Source organism: Promicromonospora sukumoe 327MFSha3.1 (assembly GCF_000385135.1).
GTDB lineage: Bacteria > Actinomycetota > Actinomycetes > Actinomycetales > Cellulomonadaceae > Promicromonospora > Promicromonospora sukumoe_B.
In genome coordinates this window covers 60,416-75,465 of the sequence record NZ_ARQM01000018.1, presented here as the reverse complement: position 1 = coordinate 75,465, position 15,050 = coordinate 60,416, and the positions used below count along the sequence as shown (strand labels likewise).

The window sequence follows — 15,050 nt, the reverse complement described above, 5'->3', positions numbered from 1 at the left end:
CGGCGACGCCGGTGGCGAACCGGGATCGGCGGCAGGTCGACTGTTCTGGAAGGATCGCGGCATGCCGAGCGCCGTGCAGCTGATCCGTTCCTCGAGCCTCTCCGACGCGCCGTACGCGTACGCGGCGACCGCGCCGTCGGACGCCCGGCTGATCTTCCTGGCAGGGTCGTGCCCACTGGACGCCGACGGCGCGACCGTCGGGGTCGGCGACTACGCGGGTCAGGCGGCTGCGTGCGTCGAGACGATGACCCAGGCGCTCGCGGCAGCCGGGGCGACGATCGAGGACGTGATCAGTACGCGGGTGCTCGTCGCGTCGTCCGAGCGGGCGGACCTGGTGACCGCCTGGGACGTGGTCCGGCACGCGTTCGGCGAGCATGACGTGCCGAGCACCCTCCTGGGCGTCACGGTCCTGGGTTACGCCGACCAGCTCGTGGAGCTCGAGGCGGTCGCCGCCGTCGTCGACTGACCCTCTCTGCTCCCGGGCAGCGGCGCCGAACGTAGGGTTCGTCGGCGCATGAGCGCCCTTGCGCCGACTCTTCCTACGTTCGACCAGGGCCAGCGGCGCGAGAACCGACGCCGCCGTCACCGCCTCCCGTACGTCGCGTCTGACCTTCCGAGCGCGGACCTCAGCCGTGCTGCAAGCGCGCTCCGCCGGGGCGCACGAGCAAGGGAGTTCTCTCATGACCCGAACGACAACTGTCCGGGGCGCGTCCCGCGGACGCCGTCTCGCAGCGGTGGGGGTGCTCGCCGGCGTGCTGGCGGGCGGGCTGGGCGTCGCGCTCGCCGGCCCGGCAGCCGCGGCGGCGCCGACGATCGACTGCTCGACCGACCCGGCGATCTTCAACACCGGGTACGACGCCTCGACGGGCGGCATCCTGCCGAACGGGACCCGGGACCCGCACTGGCAGGTCACCGGTCCGCACTACGCGATCCCCACAGCGGCCTCCAGGACCGTGACGGAGGTGCCCGCTGCCCTGCCTCCGGCGGGCGCCACCTGGACCGCGCCCTACGCCAAGCACGAGACCTACTGGCCGGGCGGCACGCAGTACTCCGACGCGCAGTACGTGTCGCAGCAGGCCCCCGGCCAGACACAGCCCGACGTCGCCGCGAGCTGGTACTACAAGTACGACTTCAACCTCGCGTCCGGCGTCACGCTGGAAGAGCTGAGCCTGGACTTCTATGCCGACAACACGGTGCTGGAGGTCTGGGTCAACAACACGGCGCAGAGCCCGAAGGTCTCGGGCCTCCCTGCCCTCACCTCGCCGTACCCGTACTGGAACGGTGGCTTCCACGAGGGCGGCCAGGCCTCCGTCACGCTGGGTGACGACTGGCGGGCCGGAGCCAACAGCATCATCGTGCAGGTCACGAGCGCACCGGGCGCCGAGGGCTTCCTGGCTCGCTTCACGGGTGAGTTCGCCTGCGAGCCCGCTGCCCTGGTCGACGACTCGGCCTCGACCACGGTCGACACGCCCGCCACCGTGGACGTCCGGGACAACGACACCATCCCCGAGGGCTCGACCGGCTGGGACGTGGACACCACCACGGCCGAGGGCGGCACCGTCGTCGACAACGGCGACGGCACCGTCACCTACACCCCGCCGGCCGGGTTCACCGGCACGGACACCTTCACCTACCGGGTGACCGGGCCGGACGGCGTCGAGGTCGAGGCGACCGTGACCGTCACCGTCACGGAGGACCCGGAGCCCCCGGTCCCGGCGATCAGCCTCGCGGGCACGGCGCTCGCGCTGGCCGGGGCGGGCGTCTACCGCCTGCGCCGCCGGATGACCGCCTGACGACCGCCGCACGCAGGTGAGGTGGGCGTCCCCGGCACCGTGCCGGGGACGCCCACCTGACCCCACCCGGGAGGAAGACCGCATGGACCACACCGTCTCGCCGGAGGGCGCCGCGTCGGTACCGTTCGGCCTGGGCGCGCGGGCCGAACCGGCCGCGACCGCCCCACCCGGCCGCCGTCGGGCCCTGACCGTGGTGCCGCGCCTCCTGGCCGCCGCGTCGCTGATCGTCGCCGGGGCCGTCGTCCTGCTCGCCGAGCAACGCCTCAGGTTCGCCGAGTCCGCGCTGACGGCGTGGGTGCTGGGCGGTCTCGGCCGCCCGTCGCGGACCCTGACCACGGACCCGGTGTTCCTCTACCAGCAGGTGCCCGGCGACGACACGTCCTGGGCCGGGCTCGTGGTCACCAGCGCGTGCACCGCGGTGTTCTACGTGGGCGGCCTGCTGGTCCTCGGCGGGCTCCTGCTCCTCTCCCGGCGCACCAGCCTCCCGCGGGTGGCGGCCGCGGTGCTCGCCGCCGGGCTGCTGCTGGTCGTGGTCAACACCGGCCGCATGGTCCTGATCGCCGAGGCGCAGGCCCGCTGGGGCGCGCAGGGCTTCGGCTGGACGCACACGGTCGTCGGCTCGGTGCTGATGATCGCGACGCTCGGCGCCTGCGCCGTGCTGTTCGCCCGCCTCGGCCTGCTGCGCCGGGGGAGACCCTGACAGGACCTCCCACCCGCGCGGCATCGGTCGTAGCGTCGAGTCATCACCTACGAGAGGACCCGTCGCATGTCCACCATCGCCATCATCGGTGCCGGCCCCGGCGTCGGCCAGGCCGTCGCGCGGCGCTTCGGCCGCGAGGGCTTCGCCGTCGCGCTGCTCTCCCGCAGCCAGGACAAGGTCGACGCGCTCGCGAAAGAGCTCGCGGCCGACGGCGTCACCGCGCGCGGCTACGCGGCCGACGTGCTCGACGCGGACGCCCTCACCGCGGCCCTGACCGCGGCGGCCGCCGACCTCGGGCCGGTCTCCGTGCTGCAGTACAGCCCGCTCCCGGCGCGCCACTACCTGCGGCCCGTGACCGAGACGCCCGCCGCCGACATCCTGGAGGCCGTCCGGTTCTCCGTGCTCGGCCCCGTGGCCGCGGTCGAGGCCGTGCTGCCCGGCATGCGCGCGGCGGGCGCGGGCACGGTCGTCCTCGTCAACGGCGGCACCTCGGTGCGGCCGCGCGCCGACTACGCGGGCACGTCCATCGGGTTCGCGGGGGAGAGCGCCTACGGGCAGATGCTGCACGACGCCCTGGCCCCCGAGGGCATCCGCGTCGCCCAGCTCGTGATCCCGGGCGCCATCCGTGGCGACGACCCCGAGCGTGGACACGACGCCGTCGCCGAGCGCATCTGGGGGCTGCACACCACGCCCGGCGAGTTTCGCGAGTTCCTCTCGCCGCTCGACTGACGCCGCGCCCCGCCGCCGTCGGGCACGGCGACGGGCACGGATACCGGGCACAAAGTCCGGGCGGCGACCGGGTGTGACGCGACGGGTGTTAAGAAACCGTCAATGCCGCGCCCGGCGCCCCGGATCCGCCTTAGGTTCCCCTGGTGACTACTGCCCTTCGTCAGGTCGGCCAGACGACTCGGCCCGCGGACGTCCTTCGTCTCGCGGTCGTCGTCGGCGCGCTCGGTGTCGTGTTCGGCGACATCGGGACCAGCCCGATCTACACGCTCCAGACCGTCTTCAACCCCGCCGACCCGCACCCGGTCCCCGCCACCACGGAGAACGTCTACGGCGTGGTCTCGCTGATCTTCTGGTCGGTGATGCTCATCGTGACCATCACCTACGTGCTGCTGGCGATGCGGGTCGACAACGACGGCGAGGGCGGCATCATGGCCCTGATCACGCTGCTGCGGCGGTGGGCAGCCAACGCCAGCACGCGGACGGCGCTCACGCTCGCCGGCCTCGGCCTGTTCGGCGCCGCGCTGTTCCTGGGCGACAGCATGATCACGCCCGCGATCTCCGTGCTCTCGGCCGTCGAGGGGCTCAAGATCATCAACCCCGAGTTCGAGGGCTGGATCGTCCCGGTCACCGCGGTGATCATCGTGGGCCTGTTCGCGGCCCAGAAGTTCGGCACGGCCGCCGTCGGCCGCCTGTTCGGTCCCGTGATGATCGCCTGGTTCGTGGCCATCGGCGCGTGCGGCATCTGGGGCGTGGCCAACGAGCCCGGGATCCTCAAGGCGCTCTCGCCGACCTATGCGATCGGCTTCCTGGCCGGCCGGTTCGACCTGGCGTTCTTCGCGCTGGCCGCGATCGTGCTGTCCGTGACCGGGGCCGAGGCCCTGTACGCCGACATGGGGCACTTCGGCCGCCGGCCGATCTCGGTGGGCTGGATCTTCCTCGTGCTGCCGGCCTGCACGCTGAGCTACCTGGGGCAGGGTGCCCTGATCCTCCAGGACCGCGCGAACCTGTCGGCCCCGTTCTTCCTGCTGACGCCCGACTGGGCGCTGATCCCCATGGTCGTGCTCGCCACCATGGCGACCGTCATCGCGTCGCAGGCCGTCATCACCGGCGCGTTCTCCGTGACCGCCCAGGCGGCCCAGCTCGGCTACCTGCCGCGCCTGCGGATCCTGCACACCTCCAGCTCCGAGCGCGGCCAGATCTACGTGCCGTGGATCAACTGGCTGCTCATGGTCTCGGTGCTCACCCTGGTGTTCGCGTTCCGCGACTCGGCCTCCCTGGCCTACGCGTTCGGCATGGCCGTGACCGGCACGATCACGATCACCACCACCCTGTTCTTCTACGTGGCCTGGAAGACGTGGAACGTACCGAAGTGGGTGCTGGCGACGCTGGCCACCGTCCTGCTCACCGTCGACCTGCTGTTCGTGGCCGCCAACCTCACCAAGCTGGTGCACGGCGCCTGGCTCACCCTGTTCATCGCCATCACGGCGTTCACGGTCATGTCCACGTGGCAGCGCGGCCGGGAGGTGGTCACCGCGAAGCGGGAGGCCATGGAGGGCTCGCTGCGCGGCTTCGTGGAGAGCCTGCGCACCCGGTCCGTGCCCGTCCGGACGGTCAGCGGCACCGCGATCTTCCTCAACCGGGGGAGCCAGACGGCGCCGCTCGCGCTGCGCGCGAACGTGGAGCACAACCACGTGCGCCACGAGCAGGTCGCGGTGGTGTCGGTGGAGACGGCGATCGTGCCCCGGCTCGCCGACGAGGACCGCGTGACCGTCGAGCACCTCGGCGAGGGCGACGACGGCATCACGCACCTGACCGTGCGGTTCGGCTACGACGAGGGCCCGGACGTGCCCTGGGCCCTCGCGCAGCTCGCGCCGGAGGAGACCGAGGGCCGCCTCGACCTGGACAACGCCACCTACTTCCTGTCCCGGATCGAGCTGCGCCTCGGCGACGAGCCCGGCATGGCGGCCTGGCGCCGGCGCCTGTTCATCGCGACGTCGCACATCACCGCCGACGCCGCCGAGCACTTCTCCCTGCCGCGCGACCGCACGGTGCTGCTGGGCTCGCACGTCGACGTCTGACGGTAGGGGGCTCACCCCGCTCTGACCTGCTGAATCACCCCCTCGATCACCTCTGTGCCGTGCGACACGCACGTCCCCTCCTCGCGTCTTCACCATCGCGTACACCCGTGCGCCGACGGCCCGGCTCCAGCGGGCCGTCATCGCGAGGAGGGGACTTCGATGCCGGTGACGACGACGGCGGCTTGGCAGCGCGCGCTCGGCCTGATGCAGGGCGGCGGCAACACGGCGGAGGCGGGGGACGAACCCGAGGAGCTCCCCGACATCGAGCTGTTCACCCGGGCGCGGGCCGGTGACACGGTCGCGATCGACCTGGTCTGGCGGCGGCACTATCCCTACGCGCTGAAGGTGGCCCGCCGCTACACCCGCAGCCACTCGGATGCCGACGACCTCGCCGCCGAGGCGTTCGTCCGGATCCTGTCGCTGCTGCGCGCCGGCCGCGGCCCGCGCGAGCACGGCAAGACGTACGTGGCGCGCACCGTGCGCAACATCGCCACGGACCGGTCGCGCCGGCGGCAGCCGCCGACCACCGTGATCGACGAGGCGCACGACCTGCCCGCCTGGGACGACCCGGCGTCGGCGGCCCTGTCGGCCATGGAGCTCGGGGACGTGCTCGAGGGCCTGGCGGCCTGCCCGCCGCGGCAGCGGTACGCCCTGCAGATGACCGTCTTCGAGGGCGTGCCCATCGCCACGGTCGCCCAGGACCTGGGCATCTCGAAGAACGCCGTGGCGGCCCTGCTCGTGCGGGCGCGCGAGTCGATCCGCCGGTTCGTGGCGCGCGGCGTGCACGAGCAGGGCGCGCCCGAGCACGGCTAGTCCGGGTCGCGCCCCGCCGTCAGGCGGCGTCATCGACGGCGATCATGCGGCGCAGGGCGGCCAGGTCCTCCGGCAGCGGGCGCACGGTGATGCGCACCGGCGCCCGCAGGATGCTCGGGTTCTTGCGGGCCAGGCCGGTCAGCGTGGCCCGGACGCGGGCGACGTCCGCCAGGAGGTGCCCCGCCGGCTCGGACCGCCCGAGGACAACGGCCACGCCGTCGCGGTATCCCGTGGGGTACCGCGCGTCGAACGCCGTCCGGACCGCCTCGCCGAGCAGCACGTCGCGCTTCCACCGCACGAGCCGCGCCGCGCCCGCCCGGCCCACGCGGCCGTCGATCGTCACCAGCACCAGCGACCCGCCCTCCCGCGTGCTGTCGATCCCGGCGAAGATGTCCGCGGCACGCGCCAGGAACTCCGTGTGCTGCGGCAGCCCGCTCATGCCCCGGGCCGCGGCCACCGGGTCGGGCGCGGTGTCCGCTGTCTCCCACCCCGCGGCGAACGCCAGCGTGACCGAGTGCGGCACGCTCGCCAGGCACAGGTCGTAGAGCGCGCCCACGTCGCGCAGCCCCTCGGTGACGCCGACGTCGGCCATCGCCCGGGCCGTGCCGAGCGCCTCGGCCGGCCCCTCGGCGGGCAGCCCGTGCAGGACGGCGCTCGCGAGCGGCACGACGGCGGGCGCCGCCCAGTCCTCGGGCATGCGCCAGCCCTCGGCGACCGTGCGTCTGCGCCATCGCGCGCACAGCGTGCCGAGTGCGTCGTCTCCTGCCGGTCTCGTGTTCATCGCCGGGCTAGACGGTGACACAGGCAGGTGGTGACGCCGCAACCGGTAACGGGCCGGATCTGCCCGGATCACCCCCCGGATCACCCCTGTGATCTGCGCAGTTACCCCCTTTTGCCCGTAGTATTCCACTCAAACGGGACAACTACATCGATGTGCCAGGGGAGCGCTCTTCGGATGGTCGAGACGACCGGTTCCACCCCTGCGCGGCGCCCTGACGGTGCGCCTCCCGTGTCCGACGAACAGCTCCTGGCCGACCTCCGCTCCGGGCGGGACGAGGCGTTCGCCGAGCTGTACGAGCGCTACCACCGCACGGCTGCCGGGATCGCCCGGCACGTCGTGGGCGCGGGCCCCACGGTCGACGACGTCGTCGCCGAGGCCTTCACGTCGCTCCTCGCCGCCGTGCGCAACGGCGGCGGCCCGTCGAGCAACGTGCGCTCCTATCTGCTGACCACGGTGCGCAACACCGCGATCGGGGTGCTGCGCGCGCAGGGCCGGGCGGTGCCCGCCGAGGCGGAGCTGATCGACCGCCCGCACCACGACCCCGACCCCGTGCTGCTGGCCGACGACGACCGCCGCGTGCGACACGCGTTCGCGGCCCTGCCGCCGGCCTGGCGCCAGGTGCTCTGGTACCTGGACGTGCACGACCTGCCCCCCGCCCGGGTGGCCCCGCTGCTGGACGTCTCGCCGAACGCGGTGTCGTCGCTCGCCCGCCGCGCCCGCGCGCGGCTACGGCGGGAGTACCTGCAGTCCCACCAGGACCGCGTGGCGCCCGGGTGCGAGGACTACGCGCCGCACCTGGCCCGGTACGTCGAGCAGACGCTGGCCGTGCCCGTGCACCACCGTGTCGACGCGCACGTGCTGGGGTGCGTGTTCTGCACCGCGGCCGTGGACCAGATGCGAGACCTCAAGCGGCGCATGCGCGTGCTGCTGCTCCCGTTCGGGTTGCCGGTCGCGGCACTGGCGGAGCCGGAGCGCGAGTCGTACGAGGCGGCGCCGGCGCCGCGGGCGGGATTGCGGGGTGCAGGGCGGGGGAGCGCCGGGCGTGGGCCCGGCGGGCGTGGGCCCGGCGGTCGCGGGCCCGCCGGCCGGGGCCGCGGCGTGCGCGCGGCCGGGCGGCGCTGGTGGTGGGCGCGGCCGCGCGGCTCACGACGGGCGGCCCTCCTCGGGGCCGCGGTCGTCGTCTGCCTGCTGACGCTGACGACGGTGGCGGCGTCCGACATCCTGGGCGGCGCGGCGGGGGACGGCGACGGCGTGGTGGAGGCGGCCGCGCTGCTGCCGGTCCCGGGCGCGCCCGGGCGGGAGGGCTGGGTCGCGGACCTGGGTCCGGGCACGGACCGGCTGCCCTGGCCGGGCGGGCTCGGCGGCTCCACGGAGGGCACGGGGCCGGTCGAGGACGACGTCGCCGACCGGGACGGCGCGCTCGGCGCCGGGCCCGGAGGCGTCCCGGAACCGGCGCCGTCGCCGGGCCCTCAACCTCGACCTGAACCTCAGCGGGATTCGAACCCTCAACCTCGACCTGAGACTGAGCCCCAGCCTGCTGCGGAGCCCGGACCTGCGGCGACGCCCGAGCCGACCGCCACACCGACCGGCCGGCCGACGTCCGCGCCGACGCCGGACCCCACCCCGACGCCCACCCCGCCCCCGACGCCCGAGCCGTTCGCGCTCACGGTCGAGCACGACGACCTGGGCGACCTGGTGCCCGGACGGCCCGGCGTGCTAGGTGCCACCGTGAGCAACCCGGACGATCGCCCGACGGCGGCCGTGGCGGTCGACGTCACGCTCCCCGCAGGCGTCGAGCTCGACCCGGCCGGCGGCTCCCGCGCCGTCTCCGCCTGGACCTGTGCCGAGGGTGCGGGCGCGGGCGTGAGCTGCACCGTGGACACGATCGCCGCCCGCCGTACCTCGACGCTCCTGGTGCCGGTGCTCGTCGGCGCCGACGTCGCCGAGGGCGGCGTCGACGTCCGCCTCGACGTGCGCGGCGACGACGTCGTGCCCAACGGGGCGAGCCGCGCGGTCCCGGTGCGGGCCAGCCTGCTGGCCGCGCGGTACGTCGCCACGGGGCAGGTCGAGGTGACCCAGGTGGGCGCCCCCGTGCTGCACTGCGACCCGGCGCTCCCGGGGTGCGCGGCCGTCGTGGACGGCACCGCGACCGGCGTCGCGCAGGACAACAACGGGTGGGACATGACGCCCGTGGACGCCCTCGGTACCGGGACCACGTCGTCGGCCTCCGTGCTGGGCCTCCCCGCCGGGCACGAGGTGGTCGCGGCGCGGCTGTACTGGTCCGGCGTGTGCGACGGCGCGGTGGCGCCCGTCCGGGTCGCGCCGCCGGGTGGCGAGCTGCGCACGGTCGGGGACGGCGACGACGTGACGGTCGAGCGCACCGGCCGGAGGTACCAGGCGGGCGTCGACGTGACCGCCCTCGTGCGCGCCGGCGGAGCGGGCACCTGGGGCGTCGCGGACGTGTGCGCCACCGGCGGCGTCGGCGCGAACGCCGGCTGGGCGCTGGTCGTCATCCACCGTCCGGCGGGCACGGGGGCCGACAGCGGCGGGCTCGCCATCGTCTACGACGGCCTCATGCCCGTCTCGACCGCCGACGGCTCCGCGGCCTTCACCGTGGCCGGCCGGGCGGGCACGCCGGCCCGGATCGGCGCCGTCGCCTGGGACGGCGACCGTGGGGGCACGGGGGACCGGTTCGCGCTCGCCGGCACGCCCCTGGTGCCGCTGCGGTGGGACGGCACCGCAGCGGCCGGGCCGGGCGCGGCCGACAACGCGTTCGACTCGACGGCCTGGGGCTCCGCCTACGCCAACGCGCTGGGCGTGGACGTCAAGCCGTTCCGGCCCGCGACCCTGCCGGCGGCGCGGGCGGAGCTCGCCGCGCTGTCCGACGGGGACGCGTTCCTCCTGGGCGTCGTCACGGTCGCGACGGGCTAGCGCCGAGGCGCGCCCGCACGATCGGGTCCAGCAGCCCCAGCTCGCGCGCCCGCTGGAGGGCGGCGGCCCGGTCGTGCACGCCGAGCCGCCGGTAGATCTCCCGGATCTGCGTCTTGACCGTGTTGTGCGAGACGAACGCCTCCTTGGCCACCTGGGTCGACGTCAGCCCGTCGGCCAGCCGGTGCAGCACCACGAGCTGCCGGTCGGGCACCGTGACGAACTCGACCGGCCGCGGCGTGCCGCGCCGGCGCAGCACCTGCGCGATCTGCCGCACCTGCTCGGGCGCCGAGCGGGCCAGGGACCGCAGCACCCCGGGCGCGGCCCACCAGTAGGGCAGCGCGCCGCCTACGCGGCGGGACAGCGCCGTGGCGTGCGCGAGCTGACGGCGCACGTCCGTGTCGCGGTCGGCGTCGGCGTCGACCTGGCGGACACCGGCATCGGCGTCGAGCAGTGCGTCGTGCGCCTCGGCCGCCAGCAGGTGCGCCTCCAGCCGCGCGCCCGCCGTCGACCCCTCGTGCGCCGACCGGACCCCCGTGATCGCCAGCAGCGCCTCCTGCGGCCGGCCCTGCGCGAGCCGCAGCCGGCCGTCCAACAGCGCCCGCGCCGGGGCCTGGGCCGTGAGGGCGTCGGCGATCACGGCCGCGCTCGTGCCGCGGCCCAGTGCCAGGTACAGCCGCCCCAGGTCGAGCGCGAGCAGCGGCGGGATCCGCAGGTCGCCGGTGGGTGGGCCCGTCTCGGACGGCGCCAGCCCGCGCTGGGCGAGCGCCTCCCGCAGGTGGTCCACGGCGAGCTCTTCCTGCCCGCGCAGCACTGCCAGCACCGACTCGACATGCAGCCCGGCGAACCACAGGTCCGACCGGGCGGAGCACCGTACGGCGCCCCGGAGGTGCTCGGGCAGGTCGTCGTCGAACCGCTCGAGGCGCGCGAGCGCGGCGGCCAGCGCGAGCGGCTCGCCCACGGCGTGCCGCCACCACACGGGCGGGTCGGGCAGCGCCTCGGCCTCGGCCGACCAGTCGCCCGCGGTGTGCACGTTGGAGTCCAGCGCGTGCACCAGTGCCACCAGCTCCGCCGCCGCGGCGGCCAGCGGCAGGGTGCCGCAGCCGAGCGCGTCGTGGTGCGCCGTCTCCGCGTGCCGCAGCGCCTCGTGCAGCTGCCCGGCCTCGGTCGCGGCCAGCGCGGCCTGCAGTCCCACCAGCACCCGCGCGACGGCGGGCGCGCTCCCCGGCGTCCGGAGCCAGCCCCGGGCCAGGCGCAGGGCGTCGTCCGCGCGTCCGGCCCGCCGCAGCCGCGCGGCCGCGCCGAAGACCGTCAGCGACGGCGCCGGCGCACCCGGCTGGTCGGCGGGCCGGGCCGGCGGCTCGGGCGCCCCGGCAAGGCCGGGGGAGCGTCGGGTGACGGACAGCAGCGTGCGCAGCTCCGGGGGCACGTGCTGCGCCGGGGCCGCCGAGACGGCGCTCCACAGCGCCTCGTGCAGCGTGGGGTCGCGGCCGTCCAGCACCCCGGCCCACAGTCCGTGCAGCAGGTCGCGGACCAGCCCGGCGTCGTCCGCCTCGAGGGCGACCAGCAGCGCGCCCCGCGCGTCGTGCGCCTGTTCCTTGCGCCGGGCCGCCTTGGTCGCCCGCAGGTGCAGCTCGTCACGGTCGCGCCCGCGCGCGTAGTCCAGGACGGCGCGGCGCGCGTGCGGCTCCACGGCCAGGACGTCGTCCGGCGAGGCCGGGTCGTCGAGCAGCAGGCCGGTCTCCACCAGCCGGTCGACGAACGTGTCCGCGCCCGGGACCGCGGCGAGCAGGCCGGTCGCCGCCAGCTCGGTGCGGCTGAACCGCGGGGCGAGACTGGCCTCGACCACCACGCTGATCGCCTCCTCCGGCAGCGCGGCCCGCAGGAACGCGGCGCGCCGGGCCGCCGCCACACTCGCGACGAGATCGTCGGTGACGGCATCGCCCGCTGCGCTCGCCCGCGCGATCTCGGCCAGTACCGGGAACAGGACCCCCGGCCACCCCGCCGTCGCCGTGACCAGCAGCCGCGCCTGCGTGCGGCTCAGCGGCACGTCCAGGGCCGACGCGGCGGCCTGCGCCTCGCCCGCCCGCACGGCGAGGTCGCGAAGCGTGAGCTCGACGTGCGCGGGCTCGCGGGCCGGCCGCGGCGCCTGGACCAGCGGCGCCCAGGCGTCGAACGTCGGCTCGGGACCGGGCAACGGCATCGCCGTCAGCGCGACGACGCGGCCGCGCCGCAGCCGCCGCGCCAGCCGGTCGAGGAACACCAGCGCGTCCGCCGACTCCGGCCCCAGCCGGTCGACGACCAGCACGACCTCCCGGGCGTCGAGCGCCGCGGCGAGCTCCTCGACGCCGGGGGCGTCGAGGGTGTTCGATGCCAGCCGGTCGCGGATGGCCGTGGCGAGCGCCGCGCCGTCGACGGTGTCGCCGCTGCCGACGTCGACCCGGACGACCACCCGGCCGTCGTCAGCCAGCCGGCGCGACCAGAGCCGCACGGCCGTGCCGCGGCCGGCGCCGCGCGGCCCGCGCAGCACGACCATGCCGGAGCGGCCCGGACGGAGCGCGTGGTCGAGCATCTTCTCGACGGCAGGCCTGGGGAGCACGATGCCGCTATCCACTCAGCCCCCTGGGGTTGGACAAGACGATCGGGCACCACGGGCGCCCGGCTGGACAGGACCTTGGATCACACTCGGGTAAGACGCCGCCGACCGGCCGACGTGTCGAGTGACCTGGGTCACACTCGGTCCGAACGGACAATCCTGGCAAGCCTCTGACCTGCGGGAACCGGTGACGGCGGCCGTCGTCGACGGGACCTCCGGCGCAAGGTGTGGTCGACCGGCGCTTCTCGCCGGGAACCGCTTGACGAAGATACCCCCTAGGGGTATATATGGAGGTGCGCAGCCCGTACGGGCCTGCACTGCTCAACCCAGGAGCGATCCATGAACGAGCCACACCAGCACCCCGCACCACCCGCCGCGGCCGGTCCGGACACGGACCACGAGCACGCGCACCACGAGCACCACCACTCCGGCCCCGACCACGCGTCCCACGAGGGCGCCCTCGTCGACGAGCACGCGGCGCACACGAACCACGCCGTCCAGACGGGCCACGACGCGCACGCGGGCCACGGCGCCCACGGAGGTCACGCCGGCCACGGCGACCACGTCGGCCAGTTCCGGCGCCTGTTCTGGATCATGCTCGTGCTCGCGGTCCCGGTGGTCGCGTTCTCCGGCATGTTCGCGATGATCCTCGGCTACGAGCTGCCCGACGCCGCCTGGGCCACCGCCATCCCGCCCGTGCTCGGCACCGTCATGTACGTCTGGGGCGGTTCGCCGTTCCTCACCGGCGCCGTCAGCGAGCTGCGCTCCCGCAAGCCCGGGATGATGCTGCTGATCGGGCTCGCGATCACCGTCGCGTTCGTCGCGTCGCTCGGCGCCAGCCTCGGCCTGCTTGACCACCAGCTCGACTTCTGGTGGGAGCTGGCCCTCCTGATCGTCATCATGCTGCTGGGCCACTGGATCGAGATGCGTTCGCTCGCGCAGACGACGTCGGCCCTGGACTCGCTCGCGGCGCTGCTTCCCGACGAGGCCGAGCGCGTCGAGGGCGACCAGGTCGTCACGGTCGCCCCGGCGGACCTGGCCGTCGGTGACGTCGTCGTGGTCCGGCCGGGCGGGAGCGTCCCCGCCGACGGCCGCGTCGTCGACGGCCGGGCCGAGATGGACGAGTCCATGGTGACGGGGGAGTCGCGCACCGTGCCGCGCGGCCTGGGCGAGCCCGTCACCGCGGGCACCGTCGCCACCGACTCGGGCCTGCGCGTCGAGGTCACCGCCACCGGCGACGACACCGCCCTGGCCGGCATCCAGCGGCTCGTCGCGGAGGCGCAGGCATCGTCCTCCCGCGCGCAGCGCCTGGCCGACGTCGCCGCGGGCTGGCTGTTCTGGTTCGCGCTCGGCGCGGCCGCGGTCACCGCCGTGGTCTGGACGCTCCTCGGCCTGCCCGACGACGCCGTCGTCCGCACCGTCACCGTGCTCGTGATCGCCTGCCCCCACGCGCTGGGCCTCGCGATCCCGCTCGTGGTCTCGATCGCGACCGAGCGGGCTGCCCGCGGCGGCGTGCTGATCAAGGACCGCCTCGCGCTGGAGAGCATGCGCACCGTCGACACCGTGCTGTTCGACAAGACCGGCACGCTGACCAAGGGCGAGCCCACGGTCGCCGACGCCCAGCCCGCCGGCCGGCCCGGCCACGACGGCGCCGCCGACGACACCGACCACGACGGCCTCGACACCGACACGCTCCTGGCGCTCGCGGCCGCAGCCGAGCAGGACAGCGAGCACCCGCTGGCCCGCGCGATCGTCCGCGCGGCGCAGGAGCGCGGGCTCGTCGTCCCGCGTGCCACGGGCTTCACGTCGTCGCCCGCCGTGGGCGTCGCGGCGACGGTCGACGGCCACGAGATCCGGGTCGGCGGGCCGCGCCTGCTGGAGGAGAACCGCCAGGCGGAGATCCCCGCGACGGACGCGTGGCGCGAGGACGGCGCGATCATCCTGCACGTGCTGCGCGACGGCGTGGTGATCGGCGGCATCAAGCTCGCCGACGAGGTGCGGGCCGAGTCCGCCGAGGCCGTCCGGGCCCTGCACGACCGCGGCGTCCAGGTGGTCATGATCACCGGCGACGCCGAGGCCGTGGCCCGCTCCGTCGCCGAGGAGCTCGGCGTCGACCGGTACTTCGCCGGGGTGCGGCCGGAGGACAAGTCGGCCAAGGTGGCGCAGCTCCAGGCCGAGGGCCGCAAGGTCGCGATGGTCGGCGACGGCGTCAACGACGCCCCGGCGCTCGCGCAGGCCGACGTCGGCATCGCGATCGGCGCCGGGACCGACGTCGCCATCGCCTCCGCGGGCGTGATCCTCGCCAGCGACGACCCCCGGTCGGTGCTCTCGGTGATCGAGCTGTCGCGGGCCAGCTACCGCAAGATGAAGCAGAACCTGTGGTGGGCCGCCGGGTACAACCTGATCTCGGTGCCGCTGGCCGCCGGGGTGCTGGCGCCGATCGGCTTCGTGATGCCGATGTCCGCGGGCGCCGTCCTGATGTCGCTGTCGACCGTGGTGGTGGCGCTCAACGCCCAGCTGCTGCGCCGGCTCGACCTGCGACCCGGGCGCCAGGCCCGCTGAACAGGCTGTTGACCTGGTCCGGTGCGCCGCCTAGCCTGCTGGGCGGCGCACCGGCCGCATTCCGCGGCGC

10 protein-coding genes are annotated in these 15,050 nt (G+C 75.1%); 8 read left to right on the top strand and 2 right to left on the bottom strand.

The genetic code is table 11. The features are described from left to right. Positions 1–61: 61 nt before the first annotated feature. The 6 genes from H291_RS0127425 to H291_RS31885 all read left to right on the top strand — a co-directional run bounded on the left by H291_RS0127425 (position 62) and on the right by H291_RS31885 (position 6,113). Positions 62–466, top strand: a complete 405-nt coding sequence (locus H291_RS0127425; RefSeq protein ID WP_020018236.1) for a RidA family protein — start codon at positions 62–64, stop codon at positions 464–466. Positions 467–680: 214 nt separating this feature from the next. After that, positions 681–1,793, top strand: a complete 1,113-nt coding sequence (locus H291_RS0127420) for an Ig-like domain-containing protein (protein ID WP_157237395.1) — start codon at positions 681–683, stop codon at positions 1,791–1,793. An 82-nt stretch (positions 1,794–1,875) separates the two neighbouring features. Continuing rightward, a complete protein-coding gene (locus tag H291_RS0127415; RefSeq protein WP_020018234.1) occupies positions 1,876–2,493 on the top strand; it encodes an archaeosortase/exosortase family protein in 618 nt (205 codons plus the stop codon). 66 nt (positions 2,494–2,559) lie between these two features. Beyond that, complete coding sequence (locus H291_RS0127410) at positions 2,560–3,222, top strand: SDR family NAD(P)-dependent oxidoreductase (RefSeq protein ID WP_020018233.1); 663 nt, start codon at positions 2,560–2,562, stop codon at positions 3,220–3,222. Between the two features lie 143 nt (positions 3,223–3,365). Continuing rightward, on the top strand, positions 3,366–5,300 hold the full coding sequence (locus H291_RS0127405) for a potassium transporter Kup (RefSeq protein WP_198012604.1): 1,935 nt from the start codon (positions 3,366–3,368) through the stop codon (positions 5,298–5,300). Between the two features lie 159 nt (positions 5,301–5,459). Further along, positions 5,460–6,113, top strand: coding sequence for an RNA polymerase sigma factor (locus tag H291_RS31885; protein ID WP_020018231.1), 654 nt, complete (start codon positions 5,460–5,462; stop codon positions 6,111–6,113). Between the two features lie 19 nt (positions 6,114–6,132). Here the strand turns inward: H291_RS31885 and H291_RS0127395 are convergent, their stop codons facing one another. Next, on the bottom strand, positions 6,133–6,894 hold the full coding sequence (locus H291_RS0127395; protein ID WP_157237394.1) for a hypothetical protein: 762 nt from the start codon (positions 6,892–6,894) through the stop codon (positions 6,133–6,135). 228 nt (positions 6,895–7,122) lie between these two features. Between H291_RS0127395 and H291_RS0127390 the strand changes: the two genes are divergently transcribed. Beyond that, positions 7,123–9,825: a sigma-70 family RNA polymerase sigma factor gene (locus H291_RS0127390; RefSeq protein ID WP_033328222.1), complete on the top strand. Its 2,703-nt coding sequence runs from the start codon at positions 7,123–7,125 to the stop codon at positions 9,823–9,825. Here the strand turns inward: H291_RS0127390 and H291_RS0127385 are convergent. Continuing rightward, positions 9,806–12,421, bottom strand: a complete 2,616-nt coding sequence (locus H291_RS0127385) for a helix-turn-helix transcriptional regulator (RefSeq protein ID WP_157237393.1) — start codon at positions 12,419–12,421, stop codon at positions 9,806–9,808. The genes H291_RS0127390 and H291_RS0127385 overlap by 20 nt on opposite strands. A 336-nt stretch (positions 12,422–12,757) precedes the next feature. Between H291_RS0127385 and H291_RS0127380 the strand changes: the two genes are divergently transcribed. After that, entirely contained in the window at positions 12,758–14,980 is a 2,223-nt protein-coding gene (locus tag H291_RS0127380) for a heavy metal translocating P-type ATPase (protein WP_020018227.1), read from the top strand. Positions 14,981–15,050: the final 70 nt, after the last annotated feature.

Coding starts and splice junctions, on each gene's coding strand:
- H291_RS0127425 (WP_020018236.1), top strand. CDS start 62: ATGCCGAGCGCCGTGCAGCTGATCCGTTCCTCGAGCCTCTCCGACGCG.
- H291_RS0127420 (WP_157237395.1), top strand. CDS start 681: ATGACCCGAACGACAACTGTCCGGGGCGCGTCCCGCGGACGCCGTCTC.
- H291_RS0127415 (WP_020018234.1), top strand. CDS start 1,876: ATGGACCACACCGTCTCGCCGGAGGGCGCCGCGTCGGTACCGTTCGGC.
- H291_RS0127410 (WP_020018233.1), top strand. CDS start 2,560: ATGTCCACCATCGCCATCATCGGTGCCGGCCCCGGCGTCGGCCAGGCC.
- H291_RS31885 (WP_020018231.1), top strand. CDS start 5,460: ATGCCGGTGACGACGACGGCGGCTTGGCAGCGCGCGCTCGGCCTGATG.
- H291_RS0127395 (WP_157237394.1), bottom strand. CDS start 6,894: ATGAACACGAGACCGGCAGGAGACGACGCACTCGGCACGCTGTGCGCG.
- H291_RS0127380 (WP_020018227.1), top strand. CDS start 12,758: ATGAACGAGCCACACCAGCACCCCGCACCACCCGCCGCGGCCGGTCCG.